This is a genomic window from Thalassobacterium sedimentorum (assembly GCF_031127905.1).
Taxonomy (GTDB): Bacteria; Verrucomicrobiota; Verrucomicrobiia; order Opitutales; family Coraliomargaritaceae; genus Thalassobacterium; species Thalassobacterium sedimentorum.
The window spans coordinates 1-19,576 of record NZ_JARXIC010000030.1; the positions used below are offsets into that span (position 1 = coordinate 1).

Here is a 19,576-nt window from a genome sequence, read left to right on the forward strand (position 1 = left end):
TGCGAGAGTAGGTTATCGCCAGTATTATGGTCCGCTTTGTCGAAAGATGAAGCGGACCTTTTTGCTATACACACATTACTGTTTACGATACCTAAACGCAGGGTACACTAGTACCAATTCGCAAAAAGCTTGAACCTAACGGAGATGTTTACCGTAGCTTCGGTTCTCAGAACCGGGGAAATGCCGATCGCCCTCGAAATTTAATTTTGAGGCGAGCTTGGGGAGCGTCGATCAGAAACATTCCTGCTAAGTTCGAATGTCCTAGGAATTGTTAGAAGATCTGGAATTATAGGAACTTCGCGGTGGCGCTGTTTTTTACATTTTTGAGCCCGGCGACATCGCCTTGATACATCAGTTCTCCGCCGGCTTCGCCGCCGTCGGGGCCGATTTCAATGATGTAGTCCGCGTCTTTAATCACTTCTAGGTGGTGCTCGATCACCACCACTGTGTGGCCCTTGTCCACTAGGCGATGTAGGAGCTCGATCAAGCGCTCGACGTCGCTGAGGTGCAGTCCGATGGTGGGCTCTTCTAAAATGTAGAGGTTGCCCTGGCCTTTGTTATATTGACGTTCTTTGAACGTTGGCTGTCCCTTGGCGAGTTCGCTGACGAGTTTCATGCGCTGCGCTTCACCGCCGGAAAGTGTGGGCGAGTATTGCCCGAGTTCAATATAACCGAGTCCGGTCTCGACCATGAGCTGCATCAGACTGCTAAGCTGGGTGTGGAAACTGAAAAATTCGGCCGCCTCTTCGAAGCTCATTTTTAAAACATCGGCGATGCTCTTGCCATTCCAGCGCAGCTCATCGAGCTCGGCTCCGTAACGGCGTCCATTGCAGTCTTCGCAGGTGACGTGGGTGTCGGGCATGAAGTTCATTTCCAGTTTCACTCGACCCGCGCCTTTACAAGTTTCGCAGCGTCCACCCTTGGTGTTGAAGGAAAAGGTGCCGGCGGTGTAGCCGCGCATATTGGCCTCGGGGAGCTTTGCGAAAATGTCACGAATAATGTCGAAGGCGCCGATGTAGGTCGCTGGCGTGGAGCGCGGTGTCTTGCCGATCGGAGAATGGTCGACCTCGATGACCTTGCGAATCGTTTCTGCGCCCTGAAGGGACTTGAAACTATTCGATGTTCGACGTTCGATGTTCGATGTTCGACGTTCCTCCGTATGCAATGCTTTCGGCGTCAATTTCTCTGCCTTGGTTTCAATCGCAGCTTCCACCAGCGGTTTGAGCAGCGCGCGGATCAGCGTGCTTTTACCTGCGCCAGAGACGCCGCAGACGACATTGAGTCGTTGCTTGGGCAGGGCGAGATCGAAGCCTTTTAGGTTTCGAAGTGCGGCACCTTGCAGTGCAATCCAAGCCTCGTTGCCTTTCTTCTTGCGCGGACTCCAAGCGGCGGGCAGTTCGCGGTGTGAGCCACGGAGTGGGTGCGCCATTTGTTGGCGCAAATACTGTGCGGTCAGCGAGCGTTTACTTTTCTTAATTTTGCTTAGCTTGCCACTGGCGACAATTTCGCCGCCGTGGATGCCTGCCGCGGGGCCGAGGTCGATGATTTGATCGGCGTGGCGCATGGTGGCTTCGTTGTGTTCGACGATCACCAAGGTATTGCCGCGCGCACGCAATTGCTTGAGCGAGCTGAGTAACTTTTCGTTGTCACGGGCGTGTAGGCCGATGGAGGGCTCATCCAGCACGTAGAGCACGCCCGATAAGTTGGAGCCGAGCTGCGCGGCCAGTCGAATGCGCTGCGCTTCGCCTCCGGAGAGGGTGGCGGTGGCACGGTCGAGGCCGAGGTAGTCGAGCCCGACGCGATCCATGAAACGCATGCGCTCCTCAATCTCGGGCAGTAGCTCGTTCAACACTGTTTCACTACGCTTGTTGGTTTTAATTTGCTTGAGTACCCCTAGCAGCTTGGAAGGAGTCAGGCTCAGCAATTCTGGGAGTGAAACAGAGTGGGGAACGTCGAACGTCGAACGTCCAAGGTCCAGTTTTGTATGCTTTGATTTCTTATTCGATGTTGAGCGTTCGATGTTCGATGTTCGACGTTCATTCAGTGGTAAGCGCACGGCGCGACTCAGTTCGTTCAGGCGGGCGCCATGGCAGTCGGGGCAGGTTTCGCCATCGTCGAAGTCGTCCAGGTGGTCGACGCTGGATTCTTCTTCCTGGCTCATCCACTCAAAGAGTTGCCCGTAGCCGCGACAGGTGGGGCACCAGCCGCGCGGGCTGTTCCAGGAGAAGTGCTTCGGGTCGAGTTCGGGAAAGGCCTCGCCGGTCGCCAGGTCGGTGCGCTTGGTGGACAGTCGTGAGAGCAATTCGCCCTCGCTGGAAAGCAAGAAGGCGCTGCCTTTGCCGAGGCGGAGGGCTTCCTTTAAGCTCTGATGGGCGCTGGATTTGGCATCGGATGCGGAGAGCGCCGTCACGATGAGATCGATGTCGTGTTCCTTGTAGCGGTCGAGCTTTTTGAATTGGCTCAGCTCGGTGATTTTTCCGTCGATGCGTAGCATTTCGTAGCCGTGCTCGCGTGCCCAGTTGGCCAGTGGTTCGTGGTGCCCCTTGCGCCCGCGGATTAGCGGGGCGCACAAGTAGAGTGCATCGAAGCGCTTGCGTCCGATCTTGAAACTTGAGCCCGGTCCTTTGTATTCGTCTAGCAGTGCATCCAAGCGCTTTTGCAGCTGGGATTCGCTTTGGCTGACCACCGCTTCGCCCGATGTAGGGGAATGTTGGATACCGATGCGTGCGTAAAGTAGCCGTAGGTATTGCGCCACTTCGGTGATGGTGGCGACGGTGGATTTTCGGGTCCCCTTGGTGACGCGTTGCTCAATCGCCACCGTGGGGGCGATGCCGCTCAACTCGTCGACTTCAGCGCGCGGCATCTGCTCCACAAATTGACGCGCGTAGGCCGACATCGATTCCATGAAGCGGCGTTGCCCTTCGGCGAACACGATGTCGAAGGCCAGCGTGGATTTTCCCGAGCCGGAGACTCCTGTGATGACGGTGGTCTGGCCGTGCGCAATTTCGCAGCTGACGTTCTTTAAGTTATGCTCGCGTGCGCCGCGAATGCTCAAAGCATTTGGGAACTTCGAACATTCAACGTCCAACATTGAATCTTGAATGTTATATGAGGAGGCGGCTTCGGCAGCTATCAACTCGTTGGATGTGATCCGGTTCGCCAAGCGCCCGGTCATGTCGCTTCGCTCGGAACGATGTTCACCCAGCGCTTCGCGTAGGTAGCTGGCGGTTTCGCAGACGGTGTCAGCGATTTGCTCGGGTGTGCCTTGCGCGATGATTTGTCCGCCGGCAGAGCCCGCTTCGGGCCCGAGCTCGACGATCCAGTCGGCTACTTTTAGAATGTCGATGTTGTGCTCGATCACGATCAAAGAGTGGCCTGCATCGACCAAACTTTGCAGTACTCCGATCAGACGTTTGACGTCGGCTCGGTGCAGTCCGGTGGTGGGCTCGTCGATTAGAATCATCGCATGATTCTGAGTGTGGCGAGCGGAGCGCGGGGAGGGTGTCGCGGATAGTTTGCTGAGATATTTGACCAGCTTCAGGCGTTGTGATTCACCGCCCGACAAGGTGTTGAGCGGCTGTCCGAGTTTGAGGTAGCCGAGCCCGACATCGATCATCGGCTGCAGGCAGCGAGTGATCTTCTTGTTGTCGCCAAAGAATACGACCGCGTCGTCGATATCCAAATCAAGAATGTCGGCGATGCTCTTGCCGTTGTATTCGATTTCCAGCACTTCGTCTTTAAAACGCTTCCCCTCGCAGGTTTCACAGGGCACGAAGATGTCGGAGACGAACTGCATCTCGATCCGTTCAAAGCCGAGCCCCGAGCAGGTGTCGCAACGTCCGTCGCCACTGTTGAAAGAGAAATGTCCGGGCCCCATGCCTGCGGCCTGAGCCGCTTCGAGCTTTGCGAAGCACTTGCGAATTTCGTCCCATGCCTTGCTATAACTGGCAGGATTGGAGCGAGGAGTTTTACTTACCGGGCTCTGGTCGATGAGCACCACTTCCGAGAGTGGGAGTGTGGACTCGATGTCTTGAATGCTGGCTGGCTCTTCGACGGTGAGCCCCTTTTGTGCGAGTAGATTCTGGTAAATGACATTGTTGAGCAGAGTGCTCTTGCCGGAGCCGGAGACTCCGCTCAGACAGACGAAACTTTGCTGCGGAATGTGCAGCGTGAGCTCGTGGATGTTGTGCTTGCTCGCGCCGTAGATGGATAGCAGTGGAGAGTGGCTCTTTGAGAGTGGGGCGTTGCCTAGGCGGCGTTCTTGGGGTAGCTCGATAGTTTCGCGGCCAGAGAGATAGCGGCCGGTGTTGGTATCCGATTCTAGGATACGTTCGAAGCTGCCGCTGAAGCTTAGCTGTCCACCGTGGACGCCGGGGCGGGGGCCGATTTCGATCAAGTTGTCGGCGGCGCGCATGACTGCCTCGTCGTGTTCGACCACGACGACGGTGTTGCCGAGGCCGGTCAGTCGTCGTAGGATCGAAATGAGTCGATCCATGTCGCGCGGGTGCAGTCCCACCGAGGGTTCATCCAAAACGAAAAGTGTATCCACCAGCGAAGAGCCGAGGCAGGACGTTAAATTGACGCGCATGGTTTCGCCCCCCGAGAGACTGCGCGAACTGCGATCGAGCGTAAGATAACCGAGGCCGACTTGGTCGAGAAAACTGAGTCGCGACAGAATCCCAGAGAGCGCGGAGTCGGGATGACTGGCAGTTCCATCACGTTTAAGGTTCGGAGTTCCGCCTTTAGGCGGCTGTGTAGAATCTGAATGGCCGCCTAAAGGCGGGACTCCCAGCAATAAGCTGAGCAGTTCGCTCACACTCTTCTGATACAAATCCGGCAGGGTGTGGCCTTGCCATTTCCAGTTCAACGACTCCGGTTTTAACCGTGCGCCGTGACATTCGGGGCATTCGGTATAGCTGCGGAACTTGGAGAGAAAGACCCGCACGTGCATCTTATACAGGTTTTTATTGAGCCAGTCGAAAAAGCGATGCACGCCATACCATTGATTGCGGTCTTCGCGATAGTTGGGCTCACCCTCCATCACGAATTTGAGCTCTTTCTTGTTGAGCTTTGACCAAGGGATGTGGGTGCGGATCTTGTGCTTCTTGGCGGCGCGCTGCAGATCACGTAAGCTTTCGCTATACACTTCCCCCTGAAATGCACGAATGGCGCCCTCATCGATGGAGAGACTTTGGTCAGGGATCACCAATTTATAGTCGATTTCGATCACACGGCCAAAGCCGCGGCATTCCGCACAGGCGCCGAGCGGGGAGTTGAAAGAGAACAAGGCAGGACTGGCGGGGCGGAAGCTTTGCCCCGAGACGGGCGAGCGGAGACCATGCTTGAAATGGGCCAGGGCTTTGCCATCCGCATCAAAAATATCGATTTGTCCCTGTCCGAAAGCAAAGGCGGTCTGCAAGGCCTCCATTGCGCGCGAGCGAGCGCCTGCATTCAGCTTTGTGATACGATCCTGAATGACGTAGAGGGGGGAGGGGAGCTCGGGAACTGTGTCCTTGTCCTTTAAGAGTGTATCAATGCGCTCGAGTTGGCAGTTCTCATCGCTGCGGCCACTGCGAAGTAGCACGCGGGTGTAACCTTGGCCGCTGAGATTTTTAAGGATTTCCTGCCAGTCTAAATTTTCCGGTTTCTCGACTGGAAAGGTGAGGAGTAGTGTGTGGTCTGGGAACTTCGCCAGAAGCTTTTTCCAGGCCGACTGTGGATTTTCGTCGGTGATTGGTTCGCCCGTGGCGGGGTCGTAGAGCGTGGCGACGTTGGCAAACCAGACCTTAAAATAGTCGGCCAATTCCGTGATGGTGCCCACCGTGGAACGCGAGGTCTTGACCGTGTTGGATTGCTGGATCGCGATAGAGGGGCGGATATTGTGCACGCTGTCCACCTTCGGCCGGTCCAGCAGATCCATGAATTGCCGCGTATAAGGGGAAAAAGTCTCCACGTAGCGGCGTTGCCCCTCCGCATGCAGCGTCTCAAAGACCAAGGAGGACTTGCCGGCACCACTCAGGCCAGTGACCACCGTCAGTTCACCGATCGGTAGATCGAGGTCGAAGCCTTTCAGATTATTTTGGCGGACGCCGCGCAGCTGGATGTATTCTTTTTTTGTGGGCATGAATAGTGGAACTTTGAGCATTATTTTGCAGAGGTCGAATCCCAGATGAACATATTTGAATATTTTTGTCGGGGCGGGGTGAACGTCCAATTTTGGATAAGGAGACGAGTGCGCCCATTTTATTCTTAATTCGGAGGACGGAGGACGGAAGTTGGAGGTCGGAAGTCAGGAAACAGAAGCCATTCACTGCGAATTAGTTAGTTCTGGAAATCACGGTATGTGCCATTTTTTTGCGAGACGGGAAGTGCTATAAGGTGGTGACATTCAACATTAGATGTTGGACGTTGGATGTTCGACGTTCCCTTCGCTTTACAGTTGCCAGTTCGCCTTTTAAAGCACGCTCTCTGCGGCTATGAAGCCACGAATTTTAATCGCTGAGTCGACCACGCCTGATGGGGCACCTATGTCGTTGTATGAGCACGATGGTGCCTATTCCATTAGTTTCCGAGGTCAGGAGCTCATGCACTCGAAGGCATCGGCATCTGAACTGTTACTGGGGAAGATGGGGATTGAGACGATTGTTAAAGCACCTCAGCCGAAGGTGATGATCGGTGGCTTGGGGCTGGGCTTTACTTTGCGCACTGTTCTGGCCGGCTTGGGACCCGATGCGCAAGTCGACGTAGTGGAGCTGGTGCCAAAGGTGGTGGAGTGGAATCGGGAATACCTTAAAGACTTGAATGGAGCGCTGTTAGACGATCCACGGGTGAATGTGATCGAGGCCGATGTGGTCGCTCGCATTCGGGAAGGTGAGGCGCAAAGTTATGACGCCATGATTCTGGATGTGGATAATGGGCCAACGGGCATGGTGAAGGAGAGTAATAACTCGCTCTATTCACACAAGGGACTGCGCGCAGTGCGTAAGCACTTAAAACCCGGTGGGCGGGCTGCTTTTTGGTCGGCGGGCGATGATCCACACTTTAAAGCACGCATGGAAAAAGTCGGCTTCCGTGTCGGTCATATCCGAGCTAAAGTCCACGAACGCTCCAAGCGTGCGGCTTACGTCATCTACGTGGCGGACAAGTAGCCGACCGCGGGGCCAGTAGAAAGTAGCAAACGTCCGAGGTTCAGCCCGTAGGCAGTGGAGAGTCGGCGGTTCATTTACGTAGCAGGGTTGGCTCCGCCGCCCTGTCTTGCGCTGTCGCGTGCCCGTATCATATCATTCAAAGGCACACCTCCATTCGATGTTGAATGTTCGCAGCCGTTCGTAAGCCATCGCGTCCGACGTTTCTAGGGCGCCTACTTTAGATTCTTCACACATTGGCCGATTCGGTAGGGGCGTCTCATCGAGACGACTGTTTGGCAGGCGCTCCCATTCCAGCACTGGGAATTTTCTCGCAGATGTATTCCTCCAATTCAGTTGCTGCCGTGCGTATCTGTAGTTCTTTTTCTATTCTGACTTCCGAATATTTTGGGCTCGACTATAACATCTTTGATCCGCGAAGTTTACGTTATGCGTAAGTCACCCAGTCAGATTATTCTCGCCTGTAAGGGAGAGGCTGGATACCATTGTCAGCTTCTCAAGTTGCTCCTGCTAGCTGGCTTGTCATTGTTGCTTGGCGGCTGTAAAAGCGTTCCGATTTCCCAGCAAGGATTAGTTTCCAAGCCGAACGTGTCACTAGCGCGAGGCTTTATTTTTAATCCAGATTCAAGATTGCTAGTTCAGACGGAGCCCGGTTCTGGAGGGATTCAAGGTGGGGCAGGGGGATGCTCTTCTTGTAAATGAAGCAGCTTTTAACTGTTAGCTTTCCTTTGTCCGCACTTAGAATAGTATTGCTGGCATTGTTCGGCCATACCTTGTGCTTGGCAGATGAAGATTATATTGAATCATTCACTTTTGCATCGATTGGGGAGGGTGCTGAATTTCGTTCATCAGATCACCCAGATGCGATTTTGGTTCTAGATTTTTTTGCCCCTTGGTGCGCGCCTTGCGTTGGCACCTCTCGACTTGTTGATTCAGAGATAAGGCAACACTATGCTCGTTCGTCGAGTGATCCCACAGTCGTCGTGCTTGCGGTCAATGTCGATCAGCGTCGACCAAGTCAACTGGCTCGATTTCTGGAAAGAGCTGAGTTGGAAGTTGCCTATGAGGATCTAGAGGGAGCTATGTTTGAGAGTTTTGATTCTGGCGGACTCCCTTTTATCGTTGTTTTGACCCCTGAAAGTGAGGGGCAGCATCGGGAGGTCTCTTTTCGCCAGTTGGGAATGAAAGATGGCTCTGGGTTGCGTGAGGCGATTGATGCGCTAAGGCAGCAGTTGAATCTGCCACAGTTGATCAGTGAGGACGTAGCGACACCTGATTTTTCTAAACCGAAGGCATTGCTTGAAGACGAAAATGAGGTTCTCACTACCGGCTTACTTGCGAGTCGAGAGGTATTAGACACGACTTTACCTGAGTATGCCCCGCCAGAATCAATTGTGGCCGCGTCGGACGGTCTTTTTCCTCAGTTGGATGTGCTGTCCGAGGTCGCCAGTGGTTCCGTCGAGCCCGAAACTGTTGTCGATGCGACAGGTGCCAAGCTCATTTTTCAGCGCTTTGATCAGGCTACGGAGTATATGGAAACTGATGACATTCGCATCTTGCAAAGCGATTTTCAATGGGAGTTGCAGATGGAGTCGATCCGTCTGACTCAATTGCTTTCACTTGGTCAGATACAGGTCGATTACGAGCCATCTTCTAAGTCTATATTCGGTCATTCTGAGGAGCTGGATCGGGATAACTGGAGTTATACATCAACGGCAGCTTGGATCGGTGAACACAACACGGCGTCTTTGTCTGTGGGGGGCGGCGAAGGTTACCAGGATTACCGCTCTCTTTGGCTGGCTGAGTTTTATCGTCAAGATTTTGACGGTGACCCCGCTTACTCCAACCCAGATCCGCATTCGGTATTTGTTTCGCTTCTGGGGGATTGGCTTTTTTGGGAGAACCAATTGAAATTAACCTTGAGTGTCGGATATCGATGGGACGAGATCGCACCGTCGTATTCGCGAGTAGTTACATTTGAACCTGTGTTTGGTATTGATACTGAGGTCGGAAATGAGTCGTTAAAGACCGCTAGTTTCGGGTTTGAATCAGATTGGATCGCAACAGAGCGCACACGTATTATAGCTCGCATCGGGCTGGACGACACGACTGACCGTGATTCACGATGGACCGGTGATCTAACTGTGTCTCAGGTTTTGGGTGACAGTTGGGTTGCATCGCTACGCGCCATCGGTGTGACGGAAGGGAACGCATTCCACGCACTGTCAGTCACTGGTGCGATTGATTACGACTGGGAGGAATCGTGGTTTCTTGGACTTTCTATGCGCTATTATGAGGATAATGGTTTGGTTGTAGATCCTGGGGCCGTCTCGACAGAATCCCCTGAGTTGAGTTCATTTCGATTTGGTGGACGCGTAGCTAAAGTCTGGGAACGCGTGGCGATAAGTCTTGCCGCCTATCATTATCAAAGTCGGTATGAGCCAGTGAGTCCAAATTCTTGGCAGTTTGAGAATCTCTATCAAGACCGTGATTGGGTTCAGCTTGAGTTTGCACTTAGCTTCGAATTCTGAGGATTTTGTAAGCATGTCGTGAGGGCTCAGTCATTGCTGAGTGTTTTTCGCAGATTCAATTGTATGAAGCGGTGTGTCTCGTGTTGAGTCGGAATTCAGTCGCTCGACTGGGGGGAACAGCCTATTTTTATTGCATCATGGTTAAGGTCGAGATAACGGTCTTAAATGAGTAGGATTCTAAAACTCAGCCAAAAGCTGGTATTTAACATGAAGCTTGTGATCTTCGCTATCGCGATAGCTCAATTGGGCCAGTTGACTGCAGATGCAGTCGACTACGTGGATCGAACTGGAGAACTCGCACCAGATTTTACCCTACCAATTTGGGAAGGTAGCGAGAATGTGAGCCTTTCGGACTATGAGGGGCACATTATCGTGCTCGATTTCTTTTACTGGTCGTGTGCACCGTGCCAAACTTCGATGCCGGACATTGAGGAGAATGTTCAAAAATATTTTAGAGAGAGGGGAGGAAATGCAGACGGTATTCCAGTTCAAGTGATTTCCTTGAATATCTTAGACCAACCTGACGGGACCAATGCACTAATTGAGAGTTCTGGGACGGAGTTGGTGTTAGATGATACTTCAAACGCGATCCAAAGTTACTATAGTCGCGGAGGAATTCCACTCTTCGTCATTATCAATGGGGTGGCGGATTCGCCGTCGCACCAACAATGGGAGATTTTACATCATGATTCGGGGTATTACGGTTCAACTTATTTTCGTAATGTAATCAATGGGGTCGAAGCTCCGCTCGTGAGTTCAGATTCCCCTCCAATATTCTTGCAACAGCCTCCAGCCTTTAAAATACGCGAAATCGGAGGGAGCATCACTGTTCAGACTGTCGGCTTGGCGACTGGAGCATATACGACGACATGGAAGCGGGTTCGTGATGGGCTTGTCGTTGGTTCGGGTCTTACGTTGAACTTGCAAAATTTGTCGCCATCCGATGCCGGCGAATACGTCGCCGTATTAGCGAATGAGAATGGTGAGACAGTTTCCAATACCTTCGAACTTTTTGTTACTTTGCCAGCTCCTTCGCGTGTCAGGGGGTCTTTTAGTGCGGTTGGACTACCATTGCCGATTCCGGATAATTGGGGGGGAGCTGTATCCAATCAATTGGAAGAATTTCCGCTGGTAGTATCCGGTTCTACTTTGGGAACGGTGAGTGAGTTGTCGATCAATCTTAATATTTCACATGATTACATTGGAGATTTAACTATATATTTAATGTCACCTTCTTATAAGATAATTAATATACGAAGTTATCGTGATGGCGAGGATGATGATATCATCATGATTAATGCACCAGTTGTGGGATTTGCTGGCGAGAATATCGTGGGGAAGTGGAAACTGCTTATCGGTGATAACAAGGAGGGAGATCAAGGCATTTTGAACAGTTGGTCTTTACACTTTCTGGAGCCTCAATTTTCTTTTTCTGAATGGGCAGTTGAGCACGGCTATCCCGCTGACGTCGATCCAGAACAGCGTCTGAATACTGGAACCAGCTTGTTGCAACAGTATGCCTTGGGCGACTCTGGCAGCAGTTTTCAGGTCGAACCAAAAGGGACGGGGGTCGAGGTCTCGTTCAATTCACCTGGATCGGTGGGAGCAGATGTTCAGTATCTTATCGAGTCTTCGACAAACCTGAGTGATTGGTCTGTGGTCAATTATACTGGCATGGAAGACCTCAATGATCGCATGAGATGCTTCGTCGAAGTTTCGAACCCTGCTGCGACCTCGTTTTATCGTTTAAATCTGAGCCTCCCTCCGAGCGAATAGTTTCACTTAGAAGGAGGAGTCCGGGCTGAACATGAAGTTACGTTGTTATGCTTATAATTGGCCGTGGAACGGCAACGTAGTGTGGCTGTAAATTTTAAGATTCATTCGTTCGAATTGTAGGTCGATTGATTTTCGGCGATGGAAATCATGTGAAATGATTGGATGCGTTCGAGCATCTCGGACTCTTTTTCGAGTCTCGTCTGGCGTAGGTCGTATTGAGTTTGAAGATTGATGCAGAATTGGGCTTCCGTGTTGAAGAGAATGCTTAGGGCGAGGGTGGGGTGTGATTAAAAGTGCGGTGAATTAGTTGTGATTTTAATTTAGTTAATTGCAGATGAATCTGTACTTTGGCAAGCTGAGCTGTTTTAAGCTCAGAATGTCGAAAAAGAAAGAAATGAGCCAATCAGAGATGAAAACTTTCATGCTGCTGATTTACAGCGTCTCATGAGCTTATTGTTCAACCTTAAACAGTGTGCCGCCGAGGTGGCGGGGCTTCATTTCTTTACTGGTGGCGTCGGCTTCGTCGACTATCTGGCCGCCTTCGTAGTAGGCGGGCTCTTTGAGCCAGTGCTTTTTGAGTTGATCGTGAAGTTCGAGCAGTTCTTTGCGGCTACCGATACGATACTCGATGGTGTGTGCGTGAGTGGCGATCGGGTATTCTTTTATCACTTCGGTGCCTGTGACGGCGTCGGTGATGCCGGCGGCGCGGTCGGCCATGGCTTGCACTTGGGCTGGGAGTGGGCGCTGAATGATCGAGGAGCCGCTGGGGGTGCCGGCCGCGTCGATTCCGTTGCTCATTGCTTGTTGCAGTTCGCCGATGTGTAAGGGGCGACTGTGGTAAATGCGTAGCAGGGCGGTGCCTTGGGTAACAATATTGAGCTCAGTGACGCGAAAATTGGCGGTGATATACTCTTGGGTGGAGATGGATTGAATATTTGCTTGGCTGCCATAGTAGGCGCGTGCGTCGCCGGGGAATTCGATGCCGTAGATTGCGGGATTTTTGATGCCGCGGGTCGTGACGGATATGGCAGACAGTTGACAGGTGAAGATCGTGAGCAGTAGGGCGGGCAGGATTTTTGGTAATGGCAACATAGGGATCAAAATGCTGGCCTTTTGATCGTGGGCAAAGGTAATTTGTTTCAATAATGTTAGCTTGTCAGGATCTTACCGTCGAAATGCAGCCCGCAAATGTGCGTATTCTCGATCGTGCTACGGCGGTCTTTAAGCCGAAGGGCTTGAATGCGGTGATCGGGCCGTCGGGCTGTGGTAAAACGACTTTGGTCAAAGCGATGTTGGGCATTTTACCGAGTGAGGGGGCGATCAGCTATGGGGGCGAGCCAGTGCTCCAGAGTTCGGATCTATTGGGCAAGCTTTCATTTGCGCCTCAGTTTAGTATTGCGCACGAACGACTATCGGTGGAGGAAGCGCTCTGCTATGCGCTGGATCTTTGTGTGCGTGAGGGGGCGGTGAAGGCTGCGCGCTTGGAGGAGATTTTGCATCGCATCGGGCTGGCAGAGCATCGTGAGAAGCGCGTCTCTGACTTGAGCGGGGGGCAACTCCGGCGTTTGGGCTTGGGGCTGGAATTGGTGGGCGATCCGCAGTGTATGGTCTGTGATGAGGTCACCAGTGGGCTGGATCCTCGTTCGGAGGATCAAATTCTTGCGGTGTTGCAGCGTCTGCGCGATGAGCGAGAGAAGACCTTTATTTGTATTATTCATAATTTGGCCAAGTTGGATGTGTTTGATTGGATCACTGTCGTTTATGAGGGCGCAGTTGTTTTTCAGGGAGCGCTCGGCGCGATGAACGCTTATTTTGGAATTCCTGATGCCCTCCACCTTTACGATCAACTCAACGAGCACCCGATTGAACATTGGCGTGAACGATGGGCGTCGGAGTCGGCTGCCATTGAGCCTGCCGAGCCCATCGCGGCAGTAGTGGCGCCTTTACCACCCAGCGCGCTTGAGCAAACCTGGACTTTGCTGAAACGGCGGGCGCAACTCTTTAAGCGAGATCGGGGCTACTGGCTGCTGACACTCGCGATCACCTTGGGCTTTCCATTGCTGGTGACGATTTTCGCTTGGGATGGTATTCCACAATTACGTGGAATCGCCATGGGCTCTGTAGGCGGGGCAGTCGCGCAGATGGAGGCGAGCCTGCGCTACCGAGTCGATGCCTTGGAGATGGCCTCCTTGGTGACCGGCTTAATTCTATTTCAAGTGATTTTACTGACTTTGATGGGCAGTAATAATGGAGCCCGCGAGATTGCTGCGGAGCGGCAGATTTTTGAAAAAGAGCGCTTTGCCGGGCTGAGTGCCACGGCCTACGCGTCGAGCAAGTTGATCTTTGCCTCGCTGATCGCGGTGCTGCAGGGGCTGTGGATGATGGGCTTTGTTAAATATATTTGTGAGTTCCCGGGTGCGTCTTTGCCGCAGGCGTGCGTGCTGGTGTTGAGCTGTGTGTCGATGACGGCCATTTGCCTCGGTTTTTCTGCGATCTTTAACTCGGCAGACAAGGCTTCGCTCTTGTCAGTCTATTTGGTCGGCTTTCAGCTGCCGCTGTCGGGCATCGTGCTGGCGCTGCCCGACATGCTGGTTTGGCTGTGTCGTCCTTTTATTAACGCCTATTGGGGCTGGGCCGGCTATTTCGGGTCCATGCGCGCCACTCGTCTCTACGACGCCTACCGGGTCGACTCCAACGAGTGGATCCCTTCGCCTGGGCTGGCGGCCACTGTTCTCCTGCTGCACTTTCTGGTTGGCGCCGCCATGGTCTTTTGGGGTTGCCAGCGAAAACGCTGGAATTAACTCTAGTTGAAACTTTTGCGATTTCGCTACGATGCCATTTTACATGCTCCTTTGCTTACCCCCACACCGCCGATTCTATCGACTTGCTAGCTTATTTTTTGCTTTATGGACGGCTAGTCTGCTCGCTGCTTGCAGTGGTGGCCAACGCTCCGATTTGGAAACGCTTCCGATCAATCACTATTTACAGAAACCGGGGGATTTCTTGGGGAATCGCTACGTGTTACGCGCTCAGATCAATGAGCAGCTGAAGTGGGAAAAGGGGCTCGGTCGTGTGCTTGCCGTGGTGGTGGAGGGCAGTGATGCGCGCCTGCCGGTATTTGTGCCAGAAACTGTGGGTGACAACTTACATGTCGGCCAACGCTACGAGTTAGAGGTCATCATCGAACAAGAAGGGCTCATCTATGTGGAAGCATTGCGCAAATACTAGTCGTTTGGTATCTTATATGACTCTTTCGCTGCTGCCGCTATGGCTGTCGGCGCAAGGCGGTTTTCCTGTTAACGGGGGAGCCACTACTACGCCGCAGTCGCAGCCCGCGCAGGCGAACGCGTCGGCGCCGGCCGGCGGAATATTTGAGAGCAATGCCTTTCTGGAAATGGCGAACCGTGTCTTCGATCCCAGTAGCGACTCGATGGATTTCGAAAACGGTAGCTTCGAGTGGAAGGGAAAGAACTTTAACTTGTCGGAACAGCGCGCCTTTCGTTCTCGCTTTGAGCGCTTTCTGCTGGCCTCACCGACTGAGGAAGAGGAGCAGTATGCGCAGTTGATGGGAGACATCATCGAGCGTCTATCGGTTTCTAATAACAATAGTGACGATGCCATTCTCGATACTTGGGAGCTTCTGTTCCGCGCGTCACGCTTCGATCTGGATGGGGGCAATAGCACCATCGTCGCGAATCAAGTGTTCAATGCATGGCGCATCCGCAAAGAGAGTCGCGGTGTGAGTATGAATCAGCGTGAACTGCAGCAGGTTCGTAAATACCAGCAAGAGATCGTGGCCAATCGAGCGATGGCGCTGAAGAGCCTGCGCGAGAAGCGTCTGCGGGAGACCAGAGTCGATGGGCAGGGAAATGCTGATGCTCAGGCCTCTGGCGATACCGAAGCGGTCACTTCGGAAGCGGCCTTCCGCATGCTCGATCTGGCCGAGACGGAAGCTAAGATTCTAGCCTTGGAAACACAGTCGGCGATGACCGGCTTGCAGGCGAAGCTTCAATTTCAAAGTCAAATCGTGAGTTTCATGATCCAGCGCCGCTTTGAGCACGCGCTGGTGCTGGCTGGCTTTTACCAATCTATTTTCAAGGGCTCCCATCAAGCGCTGGAAGTCGGTAAGGAGCAACTTCAAGAGTTTATTCCCGGGAGCGATCTCGCTTTCACAGTCGACAGTATGACATTTATTGCCCGCGAGGCGATCAACGATGTGAACAAAGGTGTCGAAGCGGTGAATGCCGCTTACAATGAGAACCGTAATCTCATCGCCCTCGAACGTTTGCAGGAAGTCTTTTTCCTGGGGGAGTATTTGACGGAGCTGAATAGGATTCCCACGCCGCAGCGTCGTCACATGTTGGACCTCTATCGTGGGCTGATCGAGGCCGGCGAGTTGGCGGAGGCGAAAGACTACGACGGTGTCTCCGAACTCGCGGTCAATATTGCCAAACTGGCCGAAGATTTCCCCAAGAACCGTGTGCTTTCTTCGGTTGAAACGGCCAAAAGCATGAGTGATATGGCAGTCTTTGCGGCTTCGCAGTATCGTAACTTAGGCGATATCGATAAGGCACGTTCTGAGCTGCAGACCGCAATTGATATTTGGCCGTCGAACCCCTCTATTCGCGAATTTCAACAGGAGACCACTAAGTTGGCCACTGCCGGCTCACAAGGTGTGCAGATCTTTGATGACCTCTACAAACGCATGGATCGCCGTGGTATTTATGAGCGTCGTATGGACTTAGGCTTTGCGCTGGCAGAGGACACACAACGACGTCCGCTGCTGATGGAAGTGGTGGAGCAAGTGGCTCGTATCGATTTACTGGTCAGTCAAAGCGAGGAACTGGTCAAGCAAGGCGAAGCCTATGCCGCGTGGGAGTTATTGGTGGAAGCCGCCAAAATAGATCGAAGCGACGGCCCCATGAATCAAGCCCGGGCCGAACTCGCACCGCGGGTGGCGGATTTTGTTTTGTTGCTCGATCGTGCGGAACAGCAAGCTGAGGATGGACACCACGCGGGGGCACTGGCCGCTTATTTGGCCGCACAAGACATCTATCCCGTGAGTCGCCTCTGTCGACAAGGCATCCAGCGAGAAACTGAGGCGCTGATGGCAGGATTGAGAGCGCAGGAATAACGCAGATTACCAGTCTGAGTTAATCTGATATCGCTTCTCGCCATTTTACATCATCGCCTACTTGCGGTCTCCGCCTCGACCACCCGTTGAATTTGCTTGTCCTTAGGGGGATTCAATACTGCCCGCTTGAAATCCCTAGTTTCCTTGAACCCGGATTATGCATTAGAAAACTGAATCGGGAAGTTTAACTGTTCGATATTCCGAGCAATGGCGTCCATCCACGGTCGTTTTTTGTGCGGCAAAGATAGCTTTAGGACCGTTTTACGCGCATGATCAGAAGTCCACGCTCCTATTGCAAAGCATTGGGATTTGAGCGTTTTCAAGGTTCTGATCCTGCCTTGATTGAGTCGCGCATGTTGAAAAAACATCATTAAATTATAGGCGACCATGATCCATCTGAAAGAGGCTTCAGTTGCCCAGAAGTCTTTTAAACAGAAGCTCTCCAAGCCGAAGTCCTGCTTGAGTTCTTTAATGCGGTTTTCGTAATCAGCACGGCCATTGTAGAGGTTCCAGATTTGAACGACGGGCAGCTCTAAGTTCGTAACACAACTGCTGTAACGATACTCCGGCAAATCCTCGAACAGCAGCTTTCCTCCGGCTTCGGGGCGTCGTTCAATACGTTTACGCACCACAAAGTGCCGACGCGGCTTGGCTCCTTTTTGCGCAGAGTAGTGGATAAACTCGCAAACATCAATGCCATCGCAAATCTCCACCCAATTTTTGAGTCCGTAAATACTGCGCTTGATGTTCGGGTAACAGCGCACCGCAATAATATAATTGAGCGCACGTGCTTCCAGGCAGTTTCTCATTACTTGTGTATCTTACGACTTTTATGAAATTTAATTAAAGTATAAGTGCTTGACTCTTTCGGAAACATACTAGTATATACTGGTATATACATGAAGAAATCGTTGCCTCCATTTGTCAGAGACTCTGCATCATCCTTGCCCCTTCATCGGCAGGTTGAGCAGTGGTTGCGTCTTCAGATTGAGGCAGGTGGTTTTATGCCTGGAGATGCGCTGCCACCTCGCAAGGAGTTCTGTAAAATGCTCGGAGGGATTAATCACTTGACTATACGTCAAGGCGTTAATGCTTTGATCCGCGATGGCTTGCTTTTTTCTATCCCTGGTCGCGGGATTTTCGTGGCAGAACGAAAAGGTAAGCCGTTGTCTGTCGGGGTTGTGTTGCCTAGTATTGACGATGAGTTTACCCATGCACTTGTAGCGAGTATTCAGGATGTTTTTGCAAAGTTGAGTGAGGAGGGTGAATCATTGATTCGACCTGTTCTTTTTGATTCGAGGCGTGATGCACAGCAAGAAATCGACAGTATTTCGCATTTGATGGATCTTCCGTTGGATGGAGCGATTGTCTTTCCTGTCGACCATGGCGATATGTTGGAGAAACTCGTTCAACTGAAGGTGGATAATTTTCCTCTGGTACTCGTTGGTTGGGTGCCAGGAATTAAGTTTAATTCCGTGACATCTGATGACTATGCAGGAGCATTTGAGGCGACTAGCTATTTGCTTAGGCAGGGGCGCCAACGGCTTGCTTGGATCGGAAATCGGAAGAGTGTGTATAGTGTTGCCTCTCGATTTGAGGGCTTTCGTGATGCCTTGAGTGATCATGGTGTTTTATATGATCGTAAGCTCTTGGGGGAACTTGTTCAGGTTTCTCCTACTATGCCAATTGAAGATTCCTTATCTGATATTTTAGACCATCTTTTAGCTCAAGATCCACGGCCTGATGCTTTTGTCTGCGTTAATGATTACTTCGCTCTAGCTTGTATTAAAGAGCTAGCTAAGCGAAATATTCGTGTGCCTGAGGATATTTCGATTGTTGGCTACGACGACATTAAGGCGGCTGCTAATGGAAAGCCATCTCTAACGACGGTCCGTAACCCTATGCGTGAATTAGGTGAAGCTGCTGCTGAGCTTTTGGTTGAGTGCATCCATGATTCTACTCGTGACCCCGAAGAGATCGTGCTGCCTGTCAATCTGATTGTTCGAGATAGTGCTGGTTAGTGCTGTGGTGAATTCGAATCTAGCTTTTTAACCCCTCCCCAAAAAAATAAATAAATCAATACATAATATGTGCGTATACTCCATAAAAAAACTTACCTTAACTGCGGTAGTCATTGTTTCTAATTTAGTATTTTCTGCCCATTCACAGGCTGAAGTTCTTATAAGTGATGATTTTTCAACAGAGGGGAATGTGAATTTCAACCGTACCCCTAATATCGCAACTATAGATAGCCGTAATTATACTAAAGTATCCACGGGGAGTAGCTATTCTACGGCGGTTAGTGTTGGTGATCCTAACTATGCAATGATGCAAACAAATGTGGGGGGGGCTGTCTCTCTTGCGGATGGTGGTGGCTTTGTTAAGCCCGAACAACTGAATATTTCGACAGTCTTCCATATGAATACGTTGACGAATAACTCACCAGCTCGTACAGGCCGTGGTGTCTATTTGGGTTTTTGGAGCTCATTGCCTTCGGGGTCAGCCGATTCAATGTCAAATATGTATGGTGTTTTTGTGAATCCAGACTCGGGGCGGTTGCTTCTTTGGCAAGGTGCCACGTCTTCAACTGGTAATCCAGCTGCGACTCTGGATTATTCTGGGGTTTGGGATGCCAGTGCATGGCATACTATATCCTTTAATGTCGATATTAGTGGAAGCGAAACTGGAAATGTTGGAGATATTTATGACTTTACTCTAGATGGTGTGGAATATGACTGGGGCACCACTAATCTATTTACCGATGCAAATACGGCATATGCAGGTTTTGGAGTTTCCGCCTCGGGAGTAGGCCAGACTGGTTATTTTGACGAATGGTCTGTGTCTTCTATTCCAGAGCCAATGAGTTCATCGATGATGATGTCTGTAGTTGCTTTTTGTTTTGTTGTTGGAACCTCGATCCTGCGCCGCAATCGTCGATAATTTAGAAGCTCATTCTAATCCTTAATCAGCTTTGGTTTGTGCGATTACGC

At 51.7% G+C, this 19,576-nt stretch carries 11 protein-coding genes; 8 read left to right on the top strand and 3 right to left on the bottom strand.

What is annotated here, in order from left to right:
* Nucleotides 1-286: 286 nt before the first annotated feature.
* Complete coding sequence (uvrA, locus tag QEH59_RS14740) at nucleotides 287-6,124, bottom strand: excinuclease ABC subunit UvrA (RefSeq protein ID WP_308986147.1); 5,838 nt, start codon at nucleotides 6,122-6,124, stop codon at nucleotides 287-289.
* 352 nt (nucleotides 6,125-6,476) lie between these two features.
* Between uvrA and QEH59_RS14745 the strand changes: the two genes are divergently transcribed.
* The 3 genes from QEH59_RS14745 (at nucleotide 6,477) to QEH59_RS14755 (ending at nucleotide 11,452) form a co-directional block, all read left to right on the top strand.
* Complete coding sequence (locus QEH59_RS14745) at nucleotides 6,477-7,148, top strand: spermine/spermidine synthase domain-containing protein (protein WP_308986148.1); 672 nt, start codon at nucleotides 6,477-6,479, stop codon at nucleotides 7,146-7,148.
* 695 nt (nucleotides 7,149-7,843) lie between these two features.
* Nucleotides 7,844-9,676 carry a TlpA family protein disulfide reductase gene (locus QEH59_RS14750; protein WP_308986149.1) on the top strand — a complete coding sequence of 611 codons (1,833 nt, stop codon included), beginning with the start codon at nucleotides 7,844-7,846 and terminating at the stop codon, nucleotides 9,674-9,676.
* A 165-nt stretch (nucleotides 9,677-9,841) separates the two neighbouring features.
* Nucleotides 9,842-11,452 (top strand): proprotein convertase P-domain-containing protein, encoded by a 1,611-nt coding sequence (locus tag QEH59_RS14755; protein ID WP_308986150.1) that lies wholly within the window; start codon nucleotides 9,842-9,844, stop codon nucleotides 11,450-11,452.
* Between the two features lie 450 nt (nucleotides 11,453-11,902).
* Here QEH59_RS14755 and QEH59_RS14760 read toward each other — a convergent pair whose 3' ends face one another.
* Entirely contained in the window at nucleotides 11,903-12,595 is a 693-nt protein-coding gene (locus tag QEH59_RS14760) for a hypothetical protein (RefSeq protein ID WP_308986151.1), read from the bottom strand.
* Between the two features lie 32 nt (nucleotides 12,596-12,627).
* Here QEH59_RS14760 and QEH59_RS14765 point away from each other — a divergent pair, with 32 nt between their 5' ends.
* Genes QEH59_RS14765 through QEH59_RS14775 form a run of 3 tightly spaced genes read left to right on the top strand, consistent with a single transcriptional unit; the run spans nucleotide 12,628 to nucleotide 16,586 of the window.
* A complete protein-coding gene (locus QEH59_RS14765) occupies nucleotides 12,628-14,253 on the top strand; it encodes an ATP-binding cassette domain-containing protein (protein WP_308986152.1) in 1,626 nt (541 codons plus the stop codon).
* Between the two features lie 43 nt (nucleotides 14,254-14,296).
* Nucleotides 14,297-14,680, top strand: a complete 384-nt coding sequence (locus QEH59_RS14770) for a hypothetical protein (protein WP_308986153.1) — start codon at nucleotides 14,297-14,299, stop codon at nucleotides 14,678-14,680.
* Entirely contained in the window at nucleotides 14,655-16,586 is a 1,932-nt protein-coding gene (locus QEH59_RS14775; RefSeq protein WP_308986154.1) for a hypothetical protein, read from the top strand. Before QEH59_RS14770 ends, QEH59_RS14775 begins: the two co-directional genes overlap by 26 nt.
* A gap of 155 nt (nucleotides 16,587-16,741) precedes the next feature.
* Here QEH59_RS14775 and QEH59_RS14780 read toward each other — a convergent pair whose 3' ends face one another.
* Nucleotides 16,742-17,395, bottom strand: a complete 654-nt coding sequence (locus QEH59_RS14780; RefSeq protein ID WP_308986155.1) for a transposase — start codon at nucleotides 17,393-17,395, stop codon at nucleotides 16,742-16,744.
* Between the two features lie 90 nt (nucleotides 17,396-17,485).
* On the opposite strand from QEH59_RS14780, the gene QEH59_RS14785 reads away from it, so the two are divergent.
* Together QEH59_RS14785 and QEH59_RS14790 are read left to right on the top strand one after the other, a co-directional pair.
* Nucleotides 17,486-18,607 (top strand): substrate-binding domain-containing protein, encoded by a 1,122-nt coding sequence (locus QEH59_RS14785; protein WP_308986156.1) that lies wholly within the window; start codon nucleotides 17,486-17,488, stop codon nucleotides 18,605-18,607.
* Nucleotides 18,608-18,674: 67 nt separating this feature from the next.
* On the top strand, nucleotides 18,675-19,526 hold the full coding sequence (locus QEH59_RS14790) for a hypothetical protein (RefSeq protein ID WP_308986157.1): 852 nt from the start codon (nucleotides 18,675-18,677) through the stop codon (nucleotides 19,524-19,526).
* Nucleotides 19,527-19,576: the final 50 nt, after the last annotated feature.